This is a genomic window from Thalassospira sp. ABD4_177 (assembly GCF_056160125.1).
Genome location: NZ_JBSWWO010000003.1, coordinates 134,351 through 157,740 on the forward strand (window position 1 = coordinate 134,351; position 23,390 = coordinate 157,740).

General features: G+C 55.3%; 16 protein-coding genes. 11 read left to right on the forward strand and 5 right to left on the reverse strand.

Annotated elements, in window-relative coordinates:
- Positions 1 to 12 precede the first annotated feature (12 nt).
- The 5 genes from ccmB to acnA all read right to left on the reverse strand — a co-directional run bounded on the left by ccmB (position 13) and on the right by acnA (position 7,854).
- Positions 13 to 678 carry a heme exporter protein CcmB gene (ccmB, locus tag ACXAF0_RS16590; protein WP_475346947.1) on the reverse strand — a complete coding sequence of 222 codons (666 nt, stop codon included), beginning with the start codon at positions 676 to 678 and terminating at the stop codon, positions 13 to 15.
- Positions 675 to 1,388 (reverse strand): heme ABC exporter ATP-binding protein CcmA, encoded by a 714-nt coding sequence (ccmA, locus tag ACXAF0_RS16595; RefSeq protein WP_475346948.1) that lies wholly within the window; start codon positions 1,386 to 1,388, stop codon positions 675 to 677. The genes ccmB and ccmA overlap by 4 nt, the downstream gene beginning before the upstream one ends.
- Positions 1,389 to 1,527: 139 nt before the next feature.
- A complete protein-coding gene (locus ACXAF0_RS16600) occupies positions 1,528 to 2,280 on the reverse strand; it encodes a DUF1223 domain-containing protein (protein WP_475346949.1) in 753 nt (250 codons plus the stop codon).
- Between the two features lie 109 nt (positions 2,281 to 2,389).
- The gene (locus ACXAF0_RS16605; RefSeq protein WP_475346950.1) at positions 2,390 to 4,945 is read right to left on the reverse strand and encodes an EAL domain-containing protein; all 2,556 of its coding nucleotides are present in this window, start codon (positions 4,943 to 4,945) and stop codon (positions 2,390 to 2,392) included.
- Between the two features lie 221 nt (positions 4,946 to 5,166).
- Positions 5,167 to 7,854 (reverse strand): aconitate hydratase AcnA, encoded by a 2,688-nt coding sequence (acnA, locus tag ACXAF0_RS16610; RefSeq protein ID WP_475346951.1) that lies wholly within the window; start codon positions 7,852 to 7,854, stop codon positions 5,167 to 5,169.
- Positions 7,855 to 8,661: 807 nt separating this feature from the next.
- On the opposite strand from acnA, the gene ACXAF0_RS16615 reads away from it, so the two are divergent.
- The 11 genes from ACXAF0_RS16615 to ACXAF0_RS16665 all read left to right on the forward strand — a co-directional run bounded on the left by ACXAF0_RS16615 (position 8,662) and on the right by ACXAF0_RS16665 (position 23,379).
- Positions 8,662 to 9,471: an ABC transporter ATP-binding protein gene (locus ACXAF0_RS16615; protein WP_064787476.1), complete on the forward strand. Its 810-nt coding sequence runs from the start codon at positions 8,662 to 8,664 to the stop codon at positions 9,469 to 9,471.
- Positions 9,472 to 9,473: 2 nt separating this feature from the next.
- Positions 9,474 to 11,423, forward strand: a complete 1,950-nt coding sequence (locus ACXAF0_RS16620; RefSeq protein WP_475346952.1) for an AMP-binding protein — start codon at positions 9,474 to 9,476, stop codon at positions 11,421 to 11,423.
- Between the two features lie 70 nt (positions 11,424 to 11,493).
- Positions 11,494 to 12,387, forward strand: coding sequence for a branched-chain amino acid ABC transporter permease (locus ACXAF0_RS16625; RefSeq protein ID WP_475346953.1), 894 nt, complete (start codon positions 11,494 to 11,496; stop codon positions 12,385 to 12,387).
- An 18-nt stretch (positions 12,388 to 12,405) separates the two neighbouring features.
- Positions 12,406 to 13,479, forward strand: coding sequence for a branched-chain amino acid ABC transporter permease (locus ACXAF0_RS16630; RefSeq protein ID WP_475346954.1), 1,074 nt, complete (start codon positions 12,406 to 12,408; stop codon positions 13,477 to 13,479).
- Between the two features lie 105 nt (positions 13,480 to 13,584).
- Complete coding sequence (locus tag ACXAF0_RS16635) at positions 13,585 to 14,829, forward strand: ABC transporter substrate-binding protein (RefSeq protein ID WP_475346955.1); 1,245 nt, start codon at positions 13,585 to 13,587, stop codon at positions 14,827 to 14,829.
- A 152-nt stretch (positions 14,830 to 14,981) separates the two neighbouring features.
- Positions 14,982 to 15,764: an ABC transporter ATP-binding protein gene (locus ACXAF0_RS16640; protein ID WP_363928342.1), complete on the forward strand. Its 783-nt coding sequence runs from the start codon at positions 14,982 to 14,984 to the stop codon at positions 15,762 to 15,764.
- Between the two features lie 58 nt (positions 15,765 to 15,822).
- Complete coding sequence (locus ACXAF0_RS16645; RefSeq protein WP_475346956.1) at positions 15,823 to 17,058, forward strand: phenylacetate--CoA ligase family protein; 1,236 nt, start codon at positions 15,823 to 15,825, stop codon at positions 17,056 to 17,058.
- A gap of 160 nt (positions 17,059 to 17,218) precedes the next feature.
- On the forward strand, positions 17,219 to 18,442 hold the full coding sequence (locus ACXAF0_RS16650) for an MFS transporter (protein ID WP_475346957.1): 1,224 nt from the start codon (positions 17,219 to 17,221) through the stop codon (positions 18,440 to 18,442).
- A 182-nt stretch (positions 18,443 to 18,624) separates the two neighbouring features.
- Positions 18,625 to 21,489, forward strand: a complete 2,865-nt coding sequence (locus ACXAF0_RS16655; protein ID WP_475346958.1) for a monovalent cation/H+ antiporter subunit A — start codon at positions 18,625 to 18,627, stop codon at positions 21,487 to 21,489.
- A 1-nt stretch (position 21,490) separates the two neighbouring features.
- A complete protein-coding gene (locus tag ACXAF0_RS16660; protein ID WP_044827705.1) occupies positions 21,491 to 21,847 on the forward strand; it encodes a Na+/H+ antiporter subunit C in 357 nt (118 codons plus the stop codon).
- Entirely contained in the window at positions 21,847 to 23,379 is a 1,533-nt protein-coding gene (locus tag ACXAF0_RS16665) for a monovalent cation/H+ antiporter subunit D (protein ID WP_475346959.1), read from the forward strand. Before ACXAF0_RS16660 ends, ACXAF0_RS16665 begins: the two co-directional genes overlap by 1 nt.
- The last annotated feature ends 11 nt before the right edge of the window (positions 23,380 to 23,390 follow it).

Consider the following 23,390-nt stretch of genomic DNA (forward strand, 5'->3'; position numbering starts at 1 on the left):
CGTCTTCTTGTTCTATTCCATGGCCTGGCGTACGGCATGGGCGGTCGCAAAAGGCGCTGCTGCCAATGTCAAAAGCAGGATCGCAGCCATGATCTGTAACTGTGCGGTGGCCGAAATTCCAAGCAGGGCGGCTTCAACGGCACCGGCCCCAAATATCAGTACTGGAATATATAGTGGTAAAACCAGAAGTGATACAAGGACACCGCCTCGTCGCGCGCCAAGTATCAGCGCTGCGCCAATCGCCCCGATCAGGCTGAGTGCCGGTGTTCCAAGTAACATGGCGACCATCAGAATGGCAAAACCGTCCTGATCCATATTAAGCATCACCGCCATAAGCGGGGCCGCAATGATCAGCGGAAGCCCGGTTGTCAGCCAATGTGCAAGAACCTTGCCCAAAATCAGAAGTTCGAGTGACACCGGCGACAGGGTCAGAAGTTCAAGCGACCCGTCTTCGTAGTCGGTCTGAAAAACGCGTTCAAGCGACAGCATGGCGGCCAGCAGTGCTGAGACCCAGATCACACCCGATGCAATGCGCGCCAGGATATTGACCTCTGGCCCGACGCCGAACGGAAACAGGGTCGTGGTGACAATAAAGAATGCCACGACCATGACGGAATCAGCCCCCTGTCGAAGGGCCAGGCTCAAGTCACGGCGCAGGATTGCGATAAAGCCGTTCATTGCGCGGCCTCCTGCGAGGAAGGGGGGCGCATGGCCTGCGCCATATCTTCGATATCGTCCTGCTCCGCCAGCCATTCGACCATCGGGATGGCGAAGTCATCAAGATCAAGAATGGTCGGGTTTTCGACATCCAGATCGATATGGGTCGAATAGACGACAATGCCACCATTGCCGCGAAACGCGGCGATCAGTTGCGCCAGTTCGGCACAGCTTTCGCGATCAAGGCCCACGGTCGGCTCATCGAGAAGCCAAAGATGACTTTCACCGATCAGGATGCGGGCAAGGGCGGTACGCCTTTTCTGGCCACTTGAAAGGTAGCGACCGGTAATGCGCGACAGGTGGTGGATCTGAAGTGCATCGAGCGCGTGGTCAATGGCGGCATCAAGATCACGCACCCCGCGCAGCTGACCCCAAAGGCGCAAATTGTCGCGCACGGTCAGGACGGGTTTGATGGCATCCTGATGGCCCAGATAATGGGTGCGGGCATGATGGGCGGCGCGATCATCAGAAATGTTTTCGCCGTTCCAAAAAAGGCCACCGCAACGCGGTGCGAGAAGACCCGCCATCAGGCGCAACAGGCTTGATTTCCCGGCGCCATTTCGACCACGTAGCATCACGGCATCACCGGATTTGGCCGAAAAGGACAGACCGCCAAATACCAGTCTCTCGCCGCGCAGGCAGGTCAGATCAGAACCGCTAAAATCAGCCATATAACCCGTTAGATTGTCTGAAATTCATTCTGCAACACGTCATGATATAACGCGTTCCAGCGGATTATTCATGCAATAACCGACAATCGTCTGGTTGGCATTGTTTCAAATCAATCCAAATTCACTATCAAGTGGGGATTCAGTCTGAGAAACGTACCATGGCTGCGCCACTGATCGGGCCGCCACGGCCATTCTGGATCAAAACGGCGATCCCGCCGTCATAGGCATCTGCCATGGCAAAGGGGATCTTCTGCTGACTGCTGCCATCCCATTGGCCGAGGCTGACCATTTCACGCACGACATTGGCATTGACCAACCGCTTGCCGGCATTTTCCCCGGACAACACGTCGCGTTGATGTTCGCGATCAAAGCCGATCAACCAGACCTGCGCGATTTGGCCGGGCGAAGATCTGCCGGTAGCATGGAGCGAAATGGTGCCTTTGGCTGGCAGCGTTTCGTCCGTGGTGCTCAGGTGGATGTTGGCAATGTCGTCCAGAGGCGCGACGGTCGTGCTTGTGGTTTCGATCTGTTGTCTGGCGGTGGCGCGCACCACGTGATCGCCATTGATGATGACCTGCGGGGTATAGACGTAGCGTTCGCGCATGCGATTGGCGTAGTCGCGCTGACGTGCGCTATAGCGGGCATCGGAAAACGGATCTTCCCAACCAAGATAGTTCCAGTAATCCACATGATAGGACAGCAACAACAGGTCATCATGCTGATCTGCCATGTCATGCAGAACCTGATCGGCGGGCGGGCAGGAGTTGCATCCTTGGGATGTGTAAAGTTCGACCACCGCGCGGGGCAAAACGCTTTCGCGCGCGCCTGCCGGTGCGGATACAGTCATGAGCAACAGTGCAAGCGCACTTAAAAGGGGGCGAGGGTTTTTCATGCCCCTGATCATGCCTGAAAAGCACCATCACCGACCAATCACAAGGCGTTGAAAGCCAGGCGAGGTGTCAGAATGCGATGATCTTGTTGTGCTTTTTTAGGGTCAGGACCTATGACGCGGCAGCGATTTTGGTCTTGGCCAGTTCGGAAACCTGTTCTGCGGGCATCGGGTGCCCCAGAAGGTATCCCTGAATAAGATCACAACCGGCGTGGCGCAGCACTTCAAGCTGATGTTCGTTCTCGACACCTTCGGCAACACAGGTTTTGCCAAGGTTCTGCGCCATATTGATGATGGTGATTGGCAAGGTTTCGCCATCCGGTCCGTCTTCGATGTCCCAGACAAAGCTGCGGTCAAGCTTGATGACGTCAAAGGGCAAGGTGCGCAAATAGCTGAGGCTGGAAAAACCCGTGCCGAAATCATCAAGCGCAATCCGCACACCAAGATCGCGCAGGCGCTGCAGCTTGGTACGCATATCGTCGATATTGCGCATGAAAAGACTTTCGGTGACTTCGATTTCCAGCCGGTCGGCGGCGACGCCCTTGTCGACGATGATGGCGCGCAGCTGTTCGGCAAAATCCATCGACCCATAGAACTGCTGTACGGACACATTCACCGCAAGGCGCAAATTATGCAGGCCTTCCTGACGCCACGTGATCAACTGATTGCATGCGGTGCGGATAACCCAGCGCCCCAGTTCGCCGATGACGCCCATTTCCTCGGCAATCGGGATGAAGGTTGAGGGCGGAATGGTTTTGCCATCCGCCGTCGTCCAGCGCAGCAGGGCCTCGACCCCGGCGATCTCGCCGGTTTTGGCGTCAAATTGCGGCTGGTAAACAAGGTGGAGTTCCTCGTTATCAATCGCGCGGCGCAAGGCGGTTTCAAGGGCCAGGTCCGCCCCCTTCTGGCTGTGCAGATTAACACTGTAAAGCCCGACGCGGTTGCGCCCCTGTTCCTTGGCCTGAACCATTGCGAGTTCAGCACAGCGGATGATGTTGCTGGTGTCGTTGGCGTCTTCCGGGAAGGAGGCAATACCAATGCTTGCTGAAAGATAGACATCCTCGCCCTTGCGCGTCATGTGGGCTTCGCCGAGGCGCCCGAGAAGTTTTTCTGCAATCTCGAAGGCTTCTTGTTCGGTATTCACATGCGGCAGGATCGCGGCAAATTCGTCAGCACCGACGCGTGCGACAACTGCATCATGGCCGAGTTCCCGACTGATACGGCGCGATACTTCGACCAGAACATCATCCCCGATATTGTGGCCAAGGGCGTTATTTACACGCTGGAAGTTGTCGAGATCCAGCATGGCGATGGTCAATGGGCGGCCAATCCGGCGCGCCCGCCCGATATGCAGCGACAGAAGTTCCGAAAACCGGCGGCGGTTGGGCATGCCGGTCAGTTCATCGGTAAAGGCAATGCGCAGCACATCTTCGCGGTTTTTTTCACGACCGCTGATATCGGTAAAGATCGATGCGTAATGCGTAACAGTGCCTTCGCCGTCGCGCACAGCCATGATCGACAGCCATTCGGCATAGATCTCGCCCGATTTGCGGCGGTTCCAGATTTCGCCTTCCCATTTTCCCGTGCGGGTCAGGTCCGACCACAGCTTGTCATAGAATGCCTTGTTCTGACGCCCGGATTTCAGAATGGCCGGTGTTTTGCCAATGACTTCTTCGGCCTGATAGCCGGTCACGCGCGTGAAGGCGGGGTTGACGGCCTCGATCTCGGATTGGGCATTGCAGATCATCACGCAGTCGGGCGAATTTTCGATCAGCTTGTTGGCAAGCGCCAGTGACTGACGGGCCTTGGTCAGTTCGCTGCCGCTGTCTTCGGCGAGGCTGCTCAGATGGATCAGGTAATCCTGTTCGATGAATTCAAGCAGGTCGGCAAAGGACAAAACACCGATGGTCTCGCCATGGTGGTTGTGAACCACAAGATGACGGAAATTGTCGCGCATCATCATTTTGCGCGCGTCATCAAGGTTCATGTCCTGTTGAATAAACGTCACCGGACGGGTGGCAATGTCGCCAGCGGTCAGGTTTTCGTGTTCATCGGCCAGATGGCGCAGGATGTCGCGTTCGGTAATGATGCCGGTTTGCATTTCTGGCGGTTGATTGTCCGAGAAGCCGGAAATGATCGCGCTGTCGCATTTTTCCGCGTGCATGCGCTGGCGCAGTTCCCATACGCGAATGTCCTTGTCGGCAAACACGGTTGATTGGCGAACGGCATCGGCAACGTCATTGGCAACGAATGGCTTTTTGTCACCGACATGGCGGATCAGGTCGGTCTGGCTGACGATCCCGACAAGGCAACCATCTGCGTCAATGGTAACCAGATGACGCACACCGCGGTCGCGCATGCGCACAATGGCCGATTGCGCCGTGGCATGGACCGAAATGGTATGAACCGGTTCTGACATGCGCGTCGAAACCGGTTCGGAAAATGCAGCGGATGTTGTGGACGGCAGCGAGAGAAAATCATGCTCGGTGACAATCCCCACAGGCTTGTTTGATACAACCACAATAATGGAACTGCTGTTGGCATGACGCATCTTTGCAACCGCTTCGCCAAGGGTTGCTTGCGGGTTACAGCTTAAGACCGTTCCGGGTGAGAGTGTACCGACCGTCAGACCAAACGGGCGTCCGTCTGAGGATGTGGGGCGTATCATGTCTTTGCTCTGTCAGACTCTGTTTTTGTTCGCTTTGTTCTTAAGAGGGTGTTGCATGGCGGCAATACCTATCAGGTTCGGCTCTTTTGAGAATTGTTCTGGATCAAGTGTGCGGGTTTTAACCGACGCGCGGTCAGTTTTTTAGTTAGACAAAACAAAAAACACCCCACCGGAAAACCGGTGGGGTGTCAACAGGTCGGCCTGAGATTTCAATAAGGAAATCAGGCAGCTTTCATCATGTTACGCAGAACGAACTGCAAGATGCCGCCGTTCTGGTAGTAGAGAACCTCGTTCTCGGTATCGATACGGCAGGTGGCGATGCACTCTTCGGTGCTGCCATCCTTGCGCGTGATGCGAACCGTGACATCCTGCTGCGGTTCAATACCGTCAGCGATGCTCAGAACATCAAAGGTTTCCGAGCCGTCCAGCTTGTAGGTCGCACGACCTTCGCCGTCCTTGAACTGCAGCGGCAGAACGCCCATGCAGACCAGGTTGGTACGGTGGATACGCTCGAAGCTTTCCGCCAGAACAGCTTTGACGCCAAGCAGGTTGGTGCCTTTGGCTGCCCAGTCACGCGAAGAACCGGTGCCGTATTCCTTACCGGCCACGACGACAAGCGGGGTGCCTTCGGCCTGATAACGCATTGCAACGTCATAGACCCAGCCCTGTTCGCCCGACGGATAATGAACCGAAACACCACCTTCGGTGCCCGGTGCCATTTCGTTACGGATACGAATGTTGGCAAAGGTACCGCGCATCATGACTTCGTGGTTACCACGACGTGCGCCATAGGAGTTGAAGTCACGAACTGCAACGCCGTTCGCCTTGAGGTATTCACCTGCCGGGCTTTCTTCCTTGATCGAACCGGCCGGGGAAATGTGGTCGGTGGTGACAGAGTCACCCAGGATCAGGAGCGGACGTGCACCATGGACTTCAGAGAAGTCACCCGGTTCTTTCGCCATGTTGACGAAGTAAGGCGGGTTCTGAACATAGGTGGACTTGCCATCCCATGCGAAGGTTTCGCCTTCGGTGACTTCGATGGCCTGCCACGGTTTCGGGCCTGAAAAGATGTTGTCATAACGATCTTTGTACATCGCAGCCGAGATCGAGGACGCAATGGTGTCAGCGATCTCTTTGTTGGACGGCCAGATGTCTTTCATGAAGACGTCTTTGCCATCTTTGTCGGTGCCGATCGGATCCTTGTCGAGATCGATCTTCAGGTTACCGGCAAGGGCATAGGCAACAACCAGCGGCGGGGAGGCAAGGTAGTTTGCCTTCACGTGCGGGCTGATACGGCCTTCGAAGTTACGGTTACCAGACAGAACAGCCGTGACCAGCATGTCCTTGTCTTCGATGGCACCGGCAATCGGACCTGCTAGCGGGCCAGAGTTACCAATACAGGTGGTGCAACCGAAACCGGCAACGTTAAAGCCGAGCTGATCCAGGTAATCCTGAAGACCGGCTTTTTCGAGATAGTCGGCAACAACCAGCGAGCCCGGTGCGAGCGAGGTTTTCACCCACGGCTTGCTCTGCAGGCCAAGTTCGACAGCTTTTTTCGCCAGAAGACCTGCTGCAATCAAAACACTCGGGTTCGAGGTGTTGGTGCAAGAGGTGATCGCGGCGATCACGACGTTACCGTCTTTCATTTCGAAGTTTTCATTTGAAACCGGGACGGAGCGGTCGGTGTCAACACCCGGTGCCATTTCGGCAAAGGTTTTGTTGAAGCTCGAAACGGCGTCTTTAAGCGGAACACGGTCCTGCGGACGCTTCGGACCTGAAAGGGCTGGCTCGACGGTGGAAATGTCAAGTTCAAGCGTTGCGGTGTATTCTGCTTCGAAGCCCGGCTCGCGCCACATGCCCTGTTCTTTGGCATATGCTTCAACCAGGGCAATCTGGTCTTCGTCACGGCCGGTCGAACGCATGTAGTTGAGCGTTTCGTCATCGATCGGGAAGAAGCCACAGGTCGCACCATATTCCGGTGCCATGTTACCGATGGTCGCACGGTCCGGCAGGCTCATGTGGTCAAGCGCATCGCCATAGAATTCGACGAATTTGCCAACAACGCCTTTTTCACGCAGCATCTGAACGACGCGCAGAACAAGGTCGGTTGCGGTGATGCCTTCTTTCATGGAGCCGGTCAGCTTGAAGCCGACGACTTCCGGGATCAGCATCGAGATCGGCTGACCAAGCATTGCGGCTTCGGCTTCCAGACCGCCAACACCCCAACCCAGAACAGCAAGGCCGTTCACCATGGTGGTGTGGGAGTCGGTACCAACCAGCGTGTCCGGGTAAGCAACGGTTTTGCCGTCTGCGTCTTCGCCGGTCCAGACGACCTTTGCAAGATGCTCGACATTCACCTGGTGGCAGATACCTGCGCCCGGCGGAACAATGCGGAAGTTGTTGAAAGCGTTCTGGCCCCAACGCAGGAAGCCATAACGTTCGCCGTTACGTTCGAACTCGACTTCCATGTTTTTGTCGAGTGCGTCGTCGGTGCCGAAGAAGTCGATCATGACCGAGTGGTCAATGACGAGGTCAACCGGGGACAGCGGGTTCACCTTCTGGGCGTCGCCACCCATGTTGACGACGGCATCGCGCATTGCGGCAAGGTCAACGACGGCGGGAACGCCGGTGAAGTCCTGCATCAGAACGCGGGCCGGACGATAGTTGATCTCGTGGCTGCTCTTGTGCTCTTTGAGCCAGTCAACAACAGCTTTGACATCGTCGGTTTTAACGGTGAAATCGTCTTCGTAACGCAGAAGGTTCTCAAGAACGACTTTCAGCGTGAAGGGAAGTTTTGAAACGTCGCCGAATTTCTCGGAAGCAACTTTGAGGCTGTAATAGTCGACGGACTTGTCCCCGACTTTCAGCGTGCGGCGCGTTTTCAGGTTGTCTTTGCCACAAATGGACATCAGACCCTCCTCAAGGTGGTTAAAAGGGCTTGTCGTGACAAGACACCCCGACCGTCGGAGCGCCGAGCGGTGGGCTATCTGTGTTGCGTGACGCGGGTCACGGCTACATATCTATGTGCAACGGGGTTACACCACAATTCCCCGTGAAAGTCCAGACCCCGAAAAGGGGTATTGGGGAAAACCCGTTGATCACAGCATATTGGCAAAGTCCAACAAGCGATAAAAAACCTCTAGTCGATATGTGCTGTGACCTTCGGCCTTTCAATGGGATGGGGGTGGGTCGGAGTCTGTTTTTCCGTGACATGTTTATGATCGTAGATCGACAGCCTGTCGGGTGCTGTTGATTTGGCCGCCAGTTGCCCCGACTCCGCTATCGAGTCGGGGTGTCGCCCCGCGAAGTGTTTGCGCCGGGGCGGGATTGCCGGGCCACAGATTGTGCGGTGCATGATTGCGAATAATTTTTGCAATGCGGCGATTGTGCAAGGCGCTGAATTGGTTAGCGCGCCAGATAACGTTACGTAATCAAGGGTAGAGTGGGGGGTGTTCTCTGCTCGCAAATAATTGTGCGGTGCGAATTTGTAGAAAACTCCCAACTCCTTGAGAATCATTGCATTGACGCGATATGCTGAAATTGGTACTTAAATGCTTATTAAATGTGTCACGCCCGGTTTCCGTAAGGTCAGGGTCATAAAATAAACCGACACATCATCAGGGAAACTGAACAGCGGTTTGCAAATTTATACGCGTGAGAACCGGAAATGCGGTTCTGCGGCATTTGTGGCCCAAGTCAGGGAGGAATGCGACGGCATGACGTCACAGAGTCCTATTCTACAGATTAGCGACGTGTCGCTTGTGTTTGGCGGTGTGCGTGCGCTGAGTGATGTCAGCTTTTCCGTTCAGCCGGGCGAGCTTTTTTCGATTATCGGTCCGAACGGTGCCGGCAAGACATCCATGTTGAACTGCGTATCGGGGCGTTACACCCCGACCATGGGAACGGTATCCTTCAAAGGTCAGGATGTTACCGGGCTCAAGCCCAATGACCGTGCCGAACTTGGCATTGGTCGTACATTCCAGAACCTCGCGCTTTTCGGGCACATGAATGTGCTTGATAACATCATGGTCGGTCGTCACCACCTGCTGAAGAACAACTTCCTTAATGGACCGCTTTACTGGCTTGGCGGGGCGCAGAAGGAAGAGCTGGAACATCGTCGCTTTTGCGAAGACGTTATTGATTTTCTTGAAATTTCCCACATCCGCAAGGCAACGGCCGGCACGCTTTCCTATGGGTTGCGCAAACGTGTTGAGCTGGCGCGTGCGGTGGCGCTGCGCCCGGATCTGATCCTGCTTGATGAGCCGATGGCGGGCATGAACCTCGAAGAAAAAGAGGACATGGCGCGCTTTATCATCGACCTCAACGAAGAGTGGGGCATGACCGTTGTCATGATCGAACATGACATGGGCGTGGTGATGGATATCTCCAACCGGGTAATGGTTCTTGATTTCGGTCGCAAGATTGCCGAAGGCCTGCCCGATGAAGTGATGGCCAACAAGCATGTGAAGAAAGCCTATCTCGGCGAAGAAGACGACGAAACGGACGAAGACGAGCAGGTGGCCTGAGCATGAGCAGCAATATCCCGGAATATGCCGACACCAAGTCGCTGGATACTTTCCCGAAAGTGCTGGCCTACAACGCGCGCAACTGGCCCAAAGAAGTCGCCATGCGCGAAAAGGAATTCGGCATCTGGCAGGAATTCACCTGGCAGGATTATAACGACCGCGTCAAATGGATGACGCTTGGCATGCGCGCCCTTGGCCTTGGTCAGGGTGATGTTGTCGGCATCATCGGTGAAAACCGCCCGGAATGGGTCTGGGCCGAAATCGCCGCCCATGCGCTGCGCGGTATGTCGGTTGGTCTGTATCAGGACAGCTTGCACGAAGAAGTCGCCTATCTGATTACCTATTCAGGGGCGCGGATCCTGATCGCCGAAGACGAAGAACAGTGCGACAAACTGATCGAGCTTGGCGATGATATCCCGACCGTCGAGCACATTGTTTATTGTGACCCGCGCGGGATGCGTAAATATGACGATCCGCGTTTGATGGATGTCGAAAAGCTTTATGAGCTTGGCCGCACGTTCGAGGAACAGAACGCGGGGTCCTATGACCAGATGATCGCCGATACCCGCGGAGATGAATGTGCCATTCTCTGCACCACGTCGGGGACGACGTCCAAGCCGAAAATGGCGATGCTCAATTCCGGTGATTTCCTTGATCACTGTGCAGCCTATCTTCGGGCTGACCCGAAATATCCCGGCGATAATTATGTCTCGGTCCTGCCGCTGCCATGGATCATGGAGCAGGTCTATGTCGTGGGTCAGTCGCTGATCAGCCGCCAGATCGTCAATTTCGTCGAAGAGCAGGAAACCATGATGGCCGACCTGCGCGAAATTGGCCCGAACTTCGTTCTGCTCGCACCGCGCGTTTGGGAAACCATTGCGGCTGATGTTCGCGCACGGATGATGGATTCAACGCCCTTCAAACAAAAGATGTTTGATTTCGGTATGGCATTGGCGCGTACCGCCATGGACAGCGGTGGTTATTCAAAAATTGCCGATGTGATACTGATGAATGCGCTGAAAGACCGGCTTGGTTTTTCCAATTTACGATCGGCTGCCACCGGTGGTGCGGCAATCGGCCCGGAAACCTTCAAGTTCTTCCATGCGATGGGGGTTCCGCTGCGTCAGCTTTATGGTCAGACCGAGCTGTGTGGCGCCTATACCATCCATCAGCCAGAAGACATTGATTTCGATACGGTCGGTGTTGCGTTCGATAATTCCGAGATCAAGGTGATCAACACCGACGAAAACGGTGTTGGCGAAATCGTCGCACGCACATCGGGCATGTTTACCGGATACTACAAAAACCAGGACGCCTATGACGAGGATGTCCGGGATGGCTGGATGCATACCGGCGATGCCGGCTACTTCAAGGATGAGAACAAGCACCTTGTGGTGATCGACCGTATGAAGGATCTGGCGGAAACATCCACCGGGGTGCGCTATTCGCCGCAGTTTATTGAAAATAAACTGAAATTCTCCCCTTTCATTGCCGAGGCCGTGATCCTTGGTAAGGATTTGCCGTTCCTGTCGACCATGATCTGCATTCGTTATTCGATCATGGCGAAATGGGCCGAGCAGCGCGGGATTGCCTTTACCAACTATACCAACCTGTCAGCGCAGCCGCAGGTCTATGACATGATCACCGAGGAAATCCGCGAAGTGAACAAAACGCTTCCGGAAGCCCAGCGGATCAAGCGGTTCCTGCTGCTTTACAAGGAATTGGATGCCGATGACGGCGAACTGACGCGGACGCGCAAAGTGCGCCGTGGTGTGGTTGCCGAAAAATACGCCGACATCATTGATGCGGTTTATGCCGGCAATGACAAGGTTGATATCGACACCATGATCACCTTCCAGGACGGGTCGAAAACCCGCATCCAGACGAGTGTGAAGGTTGTTGATCTTGAAAATGACAAGGTCGCACAGACGGCCCCGAAAGCCGCCGAATAAGGCAGCAGCATAACTGTGACCCCGGCCGGGAAACATCCGGCACGCGGGCCGCCATTACAGGGATGGCAACATGAATTTCGAACTTCTGTTCCAGCTTCTGCTGAACGGTTTGATTGTCGGGACACTCTATGGCGTTGTCGCCATGTGCTTTGTCCTGATCTACAAATCGACCCAGATCGTCAACTTTGCCCAGGGTGAGTTCCTGCTGATCGGGGCATGGGTGTGTTATGCATTCCTTGTCGAAATGCAAATGCCCTTCTGGCTGGGTTTCCTGTTTACCTTGCTGTTCATGATGGCGTTTGGCGTCGTCCTGCAGATGGTCGTGTTGCGACCGATGATTGGCGAGCCGATCATTTCGGTGATCATGGTGACCATCGGGCTTTCGATCTTTTTCCAGGCAGCGACCAAATGGATCTTCGGGGCGACGACCGCGACCTATCCGCAGGTGTTTGAAACCCGATCGGTCAACCTTTTGGGGATGCAGATCGAGACGGCCTATATCATGAGCTTCGTGATCTCGTTGTTCATCATGGCCGGGTTCTATTGGTTCTTTAAATATTCCAAGCTTGGCCTGGCCATGCGCGCAACCGCCTTTGATCAGCAGGTTGCCCAAAGTCTTGGTATTTCCGTCAAAACCGTATTTGCGATGTCCTGGGCGATCTCGGCCCTTGTATCGGGTGTCGCCGGGATCGTGATCGGCATGGTCAATGGCGTGTCCTCGGCCCTGTCGGTGATCGGCATCAAGGTGTTCCCGGCGGTGATCCTGGGCGGGCTTGATTCGATTGTTGGCGCGATTGTCGGCGGCGTGATCATCGGTCTTCTGGAAAACACCGCAGAGTTTGTCGATGGCCAGTATCTGCACTGGGGCAACCTGTTCTCGATCGCGCCATTCTACGTGCTGGTCATTATCCTGTGCATCAAGCCGTACGGCCTGTTTGGCACCAAAGACATCGAACGTATCTAAGGGACGAGGAAAAGTACTATGGCTGGATTTTCGCTACGTCCTTGCGGTGACTTCCGTACGACCTATCGTCAGGATACCCGCATCTTTGATACGACCTATATCCGCAACGCCGCGATTCTTGGCATCTTTGCCGTTGCCATGATCCCGTTTGTGCTGGATGGCTATTACGTCAACCTGTTCATTCAGATCTCGTATTTCGCGATTGCAGCCCTTGGTCTGAACATTCTGGTTGGCTTTACCGGGCAGATTTCGCTGGGCCATGCCGCGTTCTTTGGCTTTGGCGCATTTGCCTCGGCCTGGATTAACAACACAACCGGCATTCCGGTTTTGCTGTCGATCCCGTTGGCCGGTCTGATGACGGCGGCTGTCGGCATGCTGTTTGGTTTGCCTGCTGCACGGATCAAGGGGCTTTATCTGGCGATTGCGACACTGGCCGCCCAGTTCATCCTTGAAGATTTCTTTGCCCGTGCCGAGTGGTTTACCGGCGGTTCTTACGGTGCGGCAGCCAACCCGGTGAGTGTGTTTGGTTATGAAATCTATGATGATTTCAGTTTCTTTTATGTGTGCCTGTTCTTCCTGGTGGTGATGTATCTGCTGGGCACCAACCTGATGCGGACCCGTGATGGCCGTGCCTTTGTGGCGGTGCGTGACCATTACCTTTCGGCTGAAATCATGGGCATCAACCTCACGAAATATCGCCTGATGAGCTTTGCGATTTCGTCTTTCTATGCCGGTGTCGGCGGGGCGATGTATGGCCACTATCTTGGCTTTGTCTCGGCCGAGGGCTTTACCATTCTGCTGTCGATCCAGTTCCTAGGCATGATCATTATCGGGGGTCTTGGCTCGGTCAAAGGGACGCTGATGGGCACGGTGTTTATGGTGCTTCTGCCCGAAGTTATGGAAAGCGGTGTCAGCGCGCTTAGCGTATTCGAATGGGCCAGTTCAACGGCTGTGACTGACGGGCTGGCTTACATCAAGGAGATGGCAATTGGTCTGGCCATCATCCTTTTCCTGATCTTTGAACCGGATGGGCTTGCCCATCGCTGGCAGCAGATCAGGGCGTACTGGAAGCTTTATCCCTTCTCGTACTGATTAAAACCCCGAACCCGGCCCGCTTCTAAAAAACAAAAGGGCCGGGATCAAAACGGGGCGACCGGGAGGCTTACTTTTGTGAAAACGTCCAAGGGAGACGTCGTGATGAAAAGATTGATTGCCGCAACCGCGATGGTTGCAACCGGACTGTCATTCTCGGTAGCGCAAGCAGATGACGATATGGTCTTTGTCGGCCATCTGATGGATATCACCGGCCCGACCGGCTTCATCGGCAAATTCTATGCCGATGGTGTGCGCGATGCCCTGTCATACATCAACACCCATGGCGGTATTGATGGCACGGTGATGGATTCAGAATCGATTGACTATGCCTATAAGGTTCCGCAAGCGATTGCCAACTACAAGAAATGGCGTTCGCGCAATGAGATGGTTGCAATGCAAGGCTGGGGTACGGGCGACACCGAAGCCCTGATCAGCTTTGTCGCCAAGGATAAAGTCCCGGTCTATTCCGCGTCCTATTCCGGTCATTTGACCGACCCGACCGGCAAAAACCCGAAAACCGCCAAGCCGGCACCTTATAACTTCTTCTATGGCGCATCCTATTCCGATGCATGTCGTGCGCTGGTTCAGTGGGCGGCTGAGGACTGGAAAGAGTCCGGTGGTTCCGGCAAGCCGATCTTCTCGCATATCGGCGATAACCACCCGTATCCAAACGCCCCGAAAGAAGCCTGCGCAGAATATGCCACCGAGCTTGGCTTTGAGGTGACCGCACCGGTCGTTGTTTCGATGAAGCCGGGTGACTTCAAGGCGCAGTGCCTGACCCTGAAAGAAGCCGGGACCAACTATGGTTACCTTGGCAACCTGGGCCCGTCGGTGGTGTCGCTGGTGAAGTCCTGCGACACGGTTGGTGCGACCCCGAAATGGCTCGCCAACATCTGGGCGGGTGACTACGAGACGCTGAAAACCATCGGCGACGTTGAAAACTACGTCTTCCCGGCGATGACAAGCTTCTGGACCGATGAAGGTGTTCCGGGCATGAATCTGGTGCGTGAAGTCTCGAAAATGTCGGACAGCTCCGGCGAAGAGTTCCGCACCCACCACTATATCCGTGGCATTTGCTCAGCCTACTACATGAAAGAAGCCATGGAATGGGCAAAGGCGAACGGCGGCATTACCGGTGAAAACATCAAGGCCGGCATGTATGCCCGCCAGAACTGGGTACCTGCTGGTCTGGAAGGCGTGTGCATGGAAGCAACCTGGACCGCCGAGGACCATCGCGGCATCAACACCGTCAACATCTATAACGGCAGCGCCAAAGGTGGCGATGCAACGGTCGAAAAAGTAACGACTGTAACGCTGCCGCGCCGCGACGACTGGCTTGGTTACTAAGACCATCCAGTAAGACGAATGTCTCCCAGACTGTTCGGAGGCCGGGCACAAGACGCAAGATGCCCTGTCTCCGGCAGCTGGAGATCACAAGACGAACATTCGAAAGGGACACCATGGCAGAGCCCGCCCGCAAAATAGAAACCGCTGAACCAATGCTGTCGGTCAATAACATCGAAGTCGTCTATGACGAGGTGATTCTGGTCCTGCGTGGCGTCTCGCTTGAGGTTCCGCAAGGCAAGATCGTGACCTTGCTCGGCCCGAACGGTGCTGGCAAATCCACGACGCTAAAAGCGATTTCGGGGTTGCTTAAAACCGAAGACGGCGAAGTCACCCGCGGTGACATCAATTTCATGGGCAACCAGATTGCCAATGGCAACCCCGAGGATATCGTGCGCTCCGGCCTGTTTCAGGTCATGGAAGGTCGCCGTATCATCGAGGACATGACCTGTATCGAAAACCTGCGTCTGGGGGCCTATACGCGCAAGGACAACAAGGTCAAAGACGATATCGAGATGGTCTTTGAATATTTCCCGCGCCTTAAGGAACGCACCGGTCTTGCCGGTTACCTTTCAGGTGGGGAGCAGCAGATGCTTGCCATTGGCCGTGCATTGATGGCGCGTCCCAAGATGATCCTGCTGGATGAACCGTCGATGGGCCTGTCGCCGCTTCTGGTCAAGGAAGTGTTCGGGATCATTGAAAAGATCAATCGCGAGCAGGGCATCACCATGCTCATCGTTGAACAGAACGCCAACTTTGCGCTGAAAGTTGCCGACTATGGTTACATCATGGAAAGCGGTAAGGTTGTTCTGGATGGCACCCGTGACGAGCTTCTCAATAACGAGGACGTCAAGGAGTTCTATCTCGGCGGCGGTTCTGAAGAACGCAAAAGCTTCAAGAACATCAAGTCCTATAAACGCCGTAAACGTTGGCTTTAGGGTGAATACGCCAACCACATCCATGTCTGTGGCTGGCGCCTTTGAATGAAAGACGGGTATGATGCTGAAGACTTATTTTGACGAACGCGAAACGCGCACCCAGGAAAGCCGCGAGGCCGGGTTGATGGCCGCCTTGCCGCGTATTTTGCATCATGCCAAATCACAGTCGGCAGCCTATGGCCGGTTGCTTGCCGACGTCGATCCGCAAACCATCACCACGCGCGAAGCATTGGAAAAACTGCCTTTGACGCGGAAATCCGATCTGATTGATGCGCAGGCCAAGGAGTCGCCATTGGCGGGTCTCAATGCAACGCCGATCCCGGCGATGGCGCGCCTGTTCCAAAGCCCCGGTCCGATTTATGACCCGCAGGGCAAGGGCGATGACTGGTGGCGGATGGGCCGCGCGTTCTTTGCTGCGGGCTTCCGCCCGGGCGATATCGTGCATAACTGCCTGTCCTATCACCTGACACCGGGTGGGTTCATTTTTGACAGTGGCGCACGTGCGTGCGGCTGTGTCGTGGTTCCGGCCGGTGTTGGCCAAAGCGAAGCCCAGGTCAAGGCGATCAGCGACCTTAAGCCAGCGGGCTATAGCGGCACGCCATCCTTCCTGAAAATCCTGATTGAAAAGGCCGAGGAACTTGGTGCCGATATCACCTCGATCAAGCGCGCGCTGGTATCGGGTGAAGCGCTGCCGGAAAGTCTACGGGCTTGGTTTGCCGAGCGCGATATTGCCATGCTGCAATGCTATGCCAGTGCTGACCTTGGCCTGATTGCCTATGAAAGTGATGCCAAGAACGGGATGATTGTTGCCGAGGACATTATTCTTGAAATCGTTCGTCCGGGCACCGGTGAGCCGGTCGCAGAGGGCGAGGTCGGTGAAGTCGTTGTGACCACCCTTAACATGGACTATCCCCTGATCCGGTTTGCGACCGGCGATCTGTCGGCGATTGCGCCGGGTGAAAGCACCTGTGGACGCACCAATCATCGCATCAAGGGCTGGATGGGGCGTGCCGATCAAACCACCAAGATCAAGGGCATGTTTGTCCATCCGCAACAGGTTGCGGAAATCGTCAAACGCCATGGCGGGATCACCAAGGCCCGCCTTGTGGTCACGCGCGAAAACGACAATGACACCATGACGCTCAGCTGCGAGGGCGTTGATGCCAGCCAGATTGATGCGATTGCCGAAACACTCGCCTGTGTCTGCAAGCTGCGTGGTGCTGTTGTTGCCGCAGAAACCGGCAGCCTGCCCAATGACGGCAAGGTGATTGATGATCAGCGCGATCATAATTGATTAAGTTAACTGACTTAAATTTTATTCCCGCTCGGGAAACTTGATGCCGTCCGGTTCCGACCGGCGGCATTTCTTTTTGTTTTGAAGGTTTTCAAACAGTCGTGGGATTCCGGTACGGGTTGGTTATGATGGGGCTTTCAACAGGGCAAGAATACGACCAATGACCGGGGAGACAGCGGTGCGTAGGGGCAAGATATTTGCCGTTTCCATGATCACGATTTGCCAGTTGATGGCGCTTGCCTTGTGGTTTTCGGCCACGGCAGTGCTGCCGCAATTGCGCAGTGAGTTTGGCATTGGCGCGCTGCAATCTTCGTTGTTTACCAGTGCGGTTTTACTGGGTTTTGTCCTTGGAACTGTTTCCAGTGCGGTGCTGGGTCTGGCAGATCGTATCGAACCAAGGCGTTTTTGGGCGGTATCGGCAATGATTGCGGCGACCGCCAATCTGCTGATACTTGTCGTGCCAATAGACGGTATTGTCGTGATCCTGTTGCGTCTCATCACGGGTATTTGCATGGCGGGTATTTACCCCGTCGGCATGAAGATGGTGGCAACCTGGTCACGCGGTGATACCGGGTTTCTGGTCGGTCTTTTGGTCGGGGCGCTGACCATGGGGTCGGCCATGCCGCATCTGTTTGCGGTGGCCGTACCGCTTGATTGGCGCTACGTGATCATTACGGCCAGTGTGACAGCCTATCTTGCCGCGATTGCGGTCTTGTTCGTCCATCTGGGCGGTGCGCCGGGACGATCACCACGCTTTGATCCGAAAATGGTTGGCAAAATATGGTCAAACAAGGCATTGCGCCATGCCTGCTATGGTTATTTCGGTCATATGTGGGAATTGTATGCCATGTGGGGCTGGATCGGTTTGTTCCTGTTTGGCGCCTTTTCCGATCGGCTGGTTGACAATCCCGGTGTCTGGTCGGCGCTTTCTACCTTTGCGATTGTCGGGGTCGGTGCGTTCGGTTCCTTGGCCGGTGGCTATTATGCTGATCGGATCGGGCGCACGACGGTGACAATTTTCGCCATGTTGGTCAGTGGCGGCTGTGCGCTGATTGCGGGTGGTTTGGCCGATGCACCGGTGATCCTGCTTTTTGCTGTCTGTCTTGTCTGGGGTGTTTCGGTGGTTGCTGACTCGGCGCAATTTTCATCCTGTGTCATTGAACTGGCTGACCCCCATCAGGTCGGAACGGCATTGACCCTGCAAAATGCCATCGGGTTCCTTATTGCGCTTGTTTCGATCCATCTTGTGCCGGTGATTGCCGATCATACCGGCTGGTGGGGGGCATTTGCCATGCTGGCGGTCGGTCCGGTTTTGGGCACAGTTGCAATGATCCGCTTGCGCATGATGCCAGAAGCAATGCAACTTTCCGGCGGCAGAAAGTGATGTTTTGACGGTACAAGGTTGAAACCGGGGGTGATCGTCTTCACTTGACAGCAAGAAGGTAAAAAGCTGCCCTGTTTGGGTTTTCTTGACCATTTTCTGAACAAATACTACTTTCTGGCGGAATTTTCTTGCTGCCTCGCGTTGGGGGCGATGTGGCGAATATCCAAAAATAAGGGTCTTTCATGAGTCTCACCCTCATTGTTTTGCTTCCCTTCATTGGGGCGGTCTTACCCGCCATAATGATCAGGGCCGGGCGCAACGCATGTGCGACAGCGACCGGTTCTGTCACGTTGCTCGCCCTGATCCTGCTGATGGCAAAGGCCCCGGCGGTCATTGCCGGCGAGGTCTTTCAAGTCAGTTATAGTTGGTTGCCGGAACTGGGTCTGAATGTGACCTTCTTCCTTGATGGGCTGGGTTTGCTGTTTGCGACCCTGATCCTTGGCATCGGCTTGCTGATTATCATTTATGCGCGGTTCTATCTTTCCAAGGACGATCCGATGGGCAGGTTCTATGTGTTCCTGCTTCTGTTCCAGGGGGCCATGGTCGGCATCGTTCTGTCTGATAACATCCTGCTGCTGCTGATTTTCTGGGAACTGACGTCGCTGTCCTCGTTCCTTTTGATCGGTTATTGGAAACATCTTCCGGCTGGTCGTCAGGGCGCGCGCATGGCGCTTGCCGTCACAGGGGCCGGTGGCTTGGCGATGATTGCCGGGATGCTGATCCTTGGCGATATTGTCGGGTCGTATGATCTGACCGTCATTCTGCAGAACGCCGATCTGATCCAGGCATCGCCGATGTATCTGCCGGCCTTGATCCTGATCCTGCTGGGCTGCTTTACCAAATCCGCGCAGTTCCCGTTCCATTTCTGGCTGCCGCATGCGATGGCAGCCCCGACACCGGTTTCGGCCTATCTGCACTCGGCCACAATGGTGAAGGCGGGCATCTTCCTGATGGCTCGCATGTGGCCGGTTCTTTCGGGAACGCCGGAATGGTTCTATATCGTTGCGACGGCCGGTCTGGTGACCATGGTGCTGGGCGCATGGATTGCGATCTTCAAGCATGATCTTAAAGGGCTTCTGGCCTTCTCAACGGTCAGTCATCTTGGTCTTGTAACCATGCTGCTTGGTTTTGGAACGCCGATGGCCGCGGTTGCCGGTGTCTTCCACATCATCAACCATGCGACCTTCAAGGCCGCGCTGTTTATGACGGCCGGTATCATTGATCATGAAACCGGGACCCGTGATATTCGCCGCTTTGGCGGTTTGTTGAACCTGATGCCGATTGCCGGCACCATCGGAATTATCACCGCAGCCTCGATGGCCGGTGTCATTCCGTTCAACGGGTTCATTTCCAAGGAAATGATGCTTGAAGAAGCATGGCACACCATGTGGTTCGATCAGAACTGGGTACTGCCGCTTCTGGCAACTGTTGGTGCGTTGTTCTCGGTTGCGTATTCCTTCCGGTTTATCTTCCATGTCTGGCTGGGCAAGCCGCGTGATGAAAACCTTCCGCATCATCCGCATGACCCGCCGTTTGGCATGTGGGCACCGCCCGCATTGCTGACGATCCTGGTGGTTCTGATCGGTCTGTTCCCGGCCACCATCGCAGGGCCGCTGGTGGCGGCGACTGCGGGTGCTGTTACCGGGGGTGAGTTGCCGGAATATCATCTGTCACTTTGGCATGGCCTGACACCGGCGCTTGGCATGAGTGTGATTGCGCTGATTGGTGGTTCGCTGTTGCTGATGCGCCATGGTGGCCTGATGTCGGCAACCGCCAACCTGTCGCGTCCGGATGCCAAGGCAATGTTTGATTGCGCGATCGCCAAATCCGTCGCAGTAAGCCGACTGGTATCGGACAATCTGCATAACGGATCGCTGCAGCGCTATCTTGCGATTATGGTGATCGGTTCGATTGGCATCGGGCTTTCGGGATTCTTTGCCAAGCCGGACTTCCAGTCGGGTACGCGTGAACTTCTTGAAGTTTCTCCACCGGCGGCGATTGGCTGGTTGTTGCTGGTCGTGACCTGTGTGGCGGCCGTCTTCATGCATCACAACCGTTTGCTGACATTGCTTCTTGTGGGTGTGGTCGGCCTGATCGTATCGCTTGGCTTTATCTATCTTTCCGCACCGGACCTTGCGCTGACGCAGATTTCGGTCGAGGTAGTTACCGTCATTCTGATGTTGCTCGCCCTTAACATCCTGCCAAAGGAAACGCCGAAGGAAAGCCTGCCGGGGCGCAAGATGCGCGACGGTATTGTTTCGATTGCGGCTGGTCTTGGTATTGGCGGGGCGATCTGGGCGATCATGACACGTGATCTGCCCAATACGATTTCGTCCTATCATCTGGCGAATTCGAAAACCGAAGGCGGTGGGACCAACGTTGTGAACGTCATCCTCGTTGACTTCCGTGGCTTTGATACCTTTGGCGAGATCATTGTTCTGGGTATTGCCGCGCTTTCGATCTTTGCGCTGGTTGAAACGGTCACCAAGGGCGATGCCGCACGGCGTCTGGCCGATTGGGTGGTTGAACGTCGCCGGTCGCCGAACCGCCATCCGATGATGATGGTTGTTGCGACGCGTGTGATGTTGCCGCTTTCACTGATGGTGGGTGTTTACATCTTCCTGCGGGGGCATAACGAGCCGGGCGGTGGCTTTATCGCCGGTCTGGTCGTGTCAGTAGCGCTTATCATGCAGTATATGGCATCCGGCTTTGGCTGGGCCCAGAACCGCATGAAGGTTCATTATCACGGCATGATCGGCCTTGGTGTGATTGCCGCGGCCATCACCGGGGCGTCGGCCTGGGTTGCGGGGCTTCCGTTCCTGACCAGTGGCTTTACCCATGTTCATCTGCCGATTGTTGGCGAGTTTGAGCTGGCATCGGCCATGGGCTTTGACCTTGGTGTGTTCCTGACCGTGGTCGGGGCTGTGATGCTGGCACTGGCCAAGCTTTCACAGATCGAACGCATGGCAGAACATGTCGACATAAATGCCGAGCCGATGGATCACGATCCCTCTGCACCGGTGGCAACGCCGGAAAAGGAGGCCTGATATGGAATTTCTTGTCGCAAGTAGTATCGGGCTTCTGACAACGTGTGGCACTTATCTGTTGCTGCGCGGGCGGACCTTCCCGGCGGTGATCGGGTTGGCTTTGTTGTCCTATGCCGTGAACGTTTTCCTTTTCGCGATGGGCCGTTTGACCATCAACATGCCGCCGATCCTTCGTGATGGTGTGACCGAATATACCGATCCGTTGCCCCAGGCCCTTGTCCTGACGGCGATTGTGATTTCATTCGGCATGACCGCCTTGATCGTGGTTCTTGCGATCAGGGCTTATCTTGAAATCGGCAATGACCATGTTGACGGTCGCCCGGTTGGTGAGCCATCCGAAGCAGGAGATAAAAACTGATGGGTGACTGGATTGTTGTTCCCATAGTGCTGCCCGCCGTGATGGCCGCCCTGATTGTTCTGGCGGTACGCCACGACATTATCCTGCAGCGCGTATTTTCGATTACAGCGACGGTTGCCCTTGTGGCGGTCACGCTTTCGCTTTTGATCTTTGCCAGCGACAATGGCCCGGAAATGTATGCGTTGTCGAATTGGCCGGCACCATTTGGCATTGTGCTGGTGCTTGATCGACTGTCAGCGATGATGGTGTTCCTGACATCGCTGCTCGGTCTTGGTGTTGTCCTGTTTGCATCGAGCGAATGGGATCAGCGCGGCAAGCATTTCCATGCCCTTTTCCAGTTCCAGCTGATGGGGGTCAATGGTGCATTCCTGACCGGTGACGTCTTTAACCTGTTTGTCTTCTTTGAAGTTCTGCTGATCGCGTCTTATGGCTTGATGCTGCATGGCGCGGGGGCGGATCGACTGAAGGCGGGCATGCAATATGTCGTCATTAACCTGACGGGGTCATCCCTGTTCCTGGTTGGTGTCGGTATGATCTATTCCGTTACCGGCACGCTGAACATGGCCGACCTTGCCATTCAGGTGACCAATGTCGCGTCTGGTGATGCGGCCCTGCTGCGCGCAGGTGCGCTGATCCTGCTTCTGGTATTCTGTGTGAAGGCGGCTTTGGTTCCGGTTCACTTCTGGTTGCCGGGAACCTATGCCAATGCACCGGCACCGGTGGCAGCGCTGTTTGCGATCATGACCAAGGTCGGGGCCTATTCGGTTCTGCGTGTCTATTCGCTGGCCTTTGGGGATACCGCTGGTGATATGGCCTGGCTTGCACAACCCTATATCCTGCCCGCGGCCCTGATTACGTTGGTGCTGGGCATGACCGGGGTTTTGGCGGCAAAGCGCCTTAACAGTCTGATTGCCTTCTCCGTGATCGGATCGATGGGGACCTTGTTGATCGCCATCGGGCTGTTCACGCCTGAAAGCATTTCGGCGGGTCTTTATTATTTGCTGCATTCGACCTTCTCGGCGGCTGCTCTGTTCCTGATTGCCGATCTTGTGGTGTCACGCCGTGGCCAGTATGGCGACAGCCTGCATACCGCACCGAAGTTCCATCAGTTGGGCTTCCTTGCGGTGCTGTTCTTTGTCGGTGCGATCGGGATGGCCGGGATGCCGCCGCTCAGTGGCTTTATCGGTAAGTTGCAGATCCTTGATGCGGCGCGCGACAGCGATGCCATGGTCTGGATCTGGTCGATTATCCTGGTGACGTCGCTTATGTGTATCGTCGGCTTTGGCCGCGCGGGTAGCGTCCTGTTCTGGAAGAGTGCCTCGGTCGATGGCGAGATCACAGTTGAAGGTGCCAAATGGCCGGTTCTGCCGATTGCGGCCAGCTGCGGCATGTTGTCAGCCTTGATTGCGCTTACGATCTTTGCCGGGCCGATCAGCGACTATATGCAAGGTGTATCGGCACAATTGTTCGATACGTCGCAATATATCGAAGCGGTGCTGGGCGAAAATGCCTTTGCACAGATTGGCCAGTAAGGGGAAGGACA

Coding starts and splice junctions, on each gene's coding strand:
- ACXAF0_RS16605 (WP_475346950.1), bottom strand. CDS start 4,945: ATGATACGCCCCACATCCTCAGACGGACGCCCGTTTGGTCTGACGGTC.
- ACXAF0_RS16620 (WP_475346952.1), top strand. CDS start 9,474: ATGAGCAGCAATATCCCGGAATATGCCGACACCAAGTCGCTGGATACT.
- ACXAF0_RS16600 (WP_475346949.1), bottom strand. CDS start 2,280: ATGAAAAACCCTCGCCCCCTTTTAAGTGCGCTTGCACTGTTGCTCATG.
- ccmB (WP_475346947.1), bottom strand. CDS start 678: ATGAACGGCTTTATCGCAATCCTGCGCCGTGACTTGAGCCTGGCCCTT.
- ACXAF0_RS16640 (WP_363928342.1), top strand. CDS start 14,982: ATGCTGTCGGTCAATAACATCGAAGTCGTCTATGACGAGGTGATTCTG.
- ACXAF0_RS16630 (WP_475346954.1), top strand. CDS start 12,406: ATGGCTGGATTTTCGCTACGTCCTTGCGGTGACTTCCGTACGACCTAT.
- ACXAF0_RS16655 (WP_475346958.1), top strand. CDS start 18,625: ATGAGTCTCACCCTCATTGTTTTGCTTCCCTTCATTGGGGCGGTCTTA.
- ACXAF0_RS16660 (WP_044827705.1), top strand. CDS start 21,491: ATGGAATTTCTTGTCGCAAGTAGTATCGGGCTTCTGACAACGTGTGGC.
- ACXAF0_RS16615 (WP_064787476.1), top strand. CDS start 8,662: ATGACGTCACAGAGTCCTATTCTACAGATTAGCGACGTGTCGCTTGTG.
- acnA (WP_475346951.1), bottom strand. CDS start 7,854: ATGTCCATTTGTGGCAAAGACAACCTGAAAACGCGCCGCACGCTGAAA.
- ACXAF0_RS16635 (WP_475346955.1), top strand. CDS start 13,585: ATGAAAAGATTGATTGCCGCAACCGCGATGGTTGCAACCGGACTGTCA.
- ACXAF0_RS16625 (WP_475346953.1), top strand. CDS start 11,494: ATGAATTTCGAACTTCTGTTCCAGCTTCTGCTGAACGGTTTGATTGTC.
- ACXAF0_RS16665 (WP_475346959.1), top strand. CDS start 21,847: ATGGGTGACTGGATTGTTGTTCCCATAGTGCTGCCCGCCGTGATGGCC.
- ACXAF0_RS16645 (WP_475346956.1), top strand. CDS start 15,823: ATGATGCTGAAGACTTATTTTGACGAACGCGAAACGCGCACCCAGGAA.
- ACXAF0_RS16650 (WP_475346957.1), top strand. CDS start 17,219: ATGACCGGGGAGACAGCGGTGCGTAGGGGCAAGATATTTGCCGTTTCC.
- ccmA (WP_475346948.1), bottom strand. CDS start 1,388: ATGGCTGATTTTAGCGGTTCTGATCTGACCTGCCTGCGCGGCGAGAGA.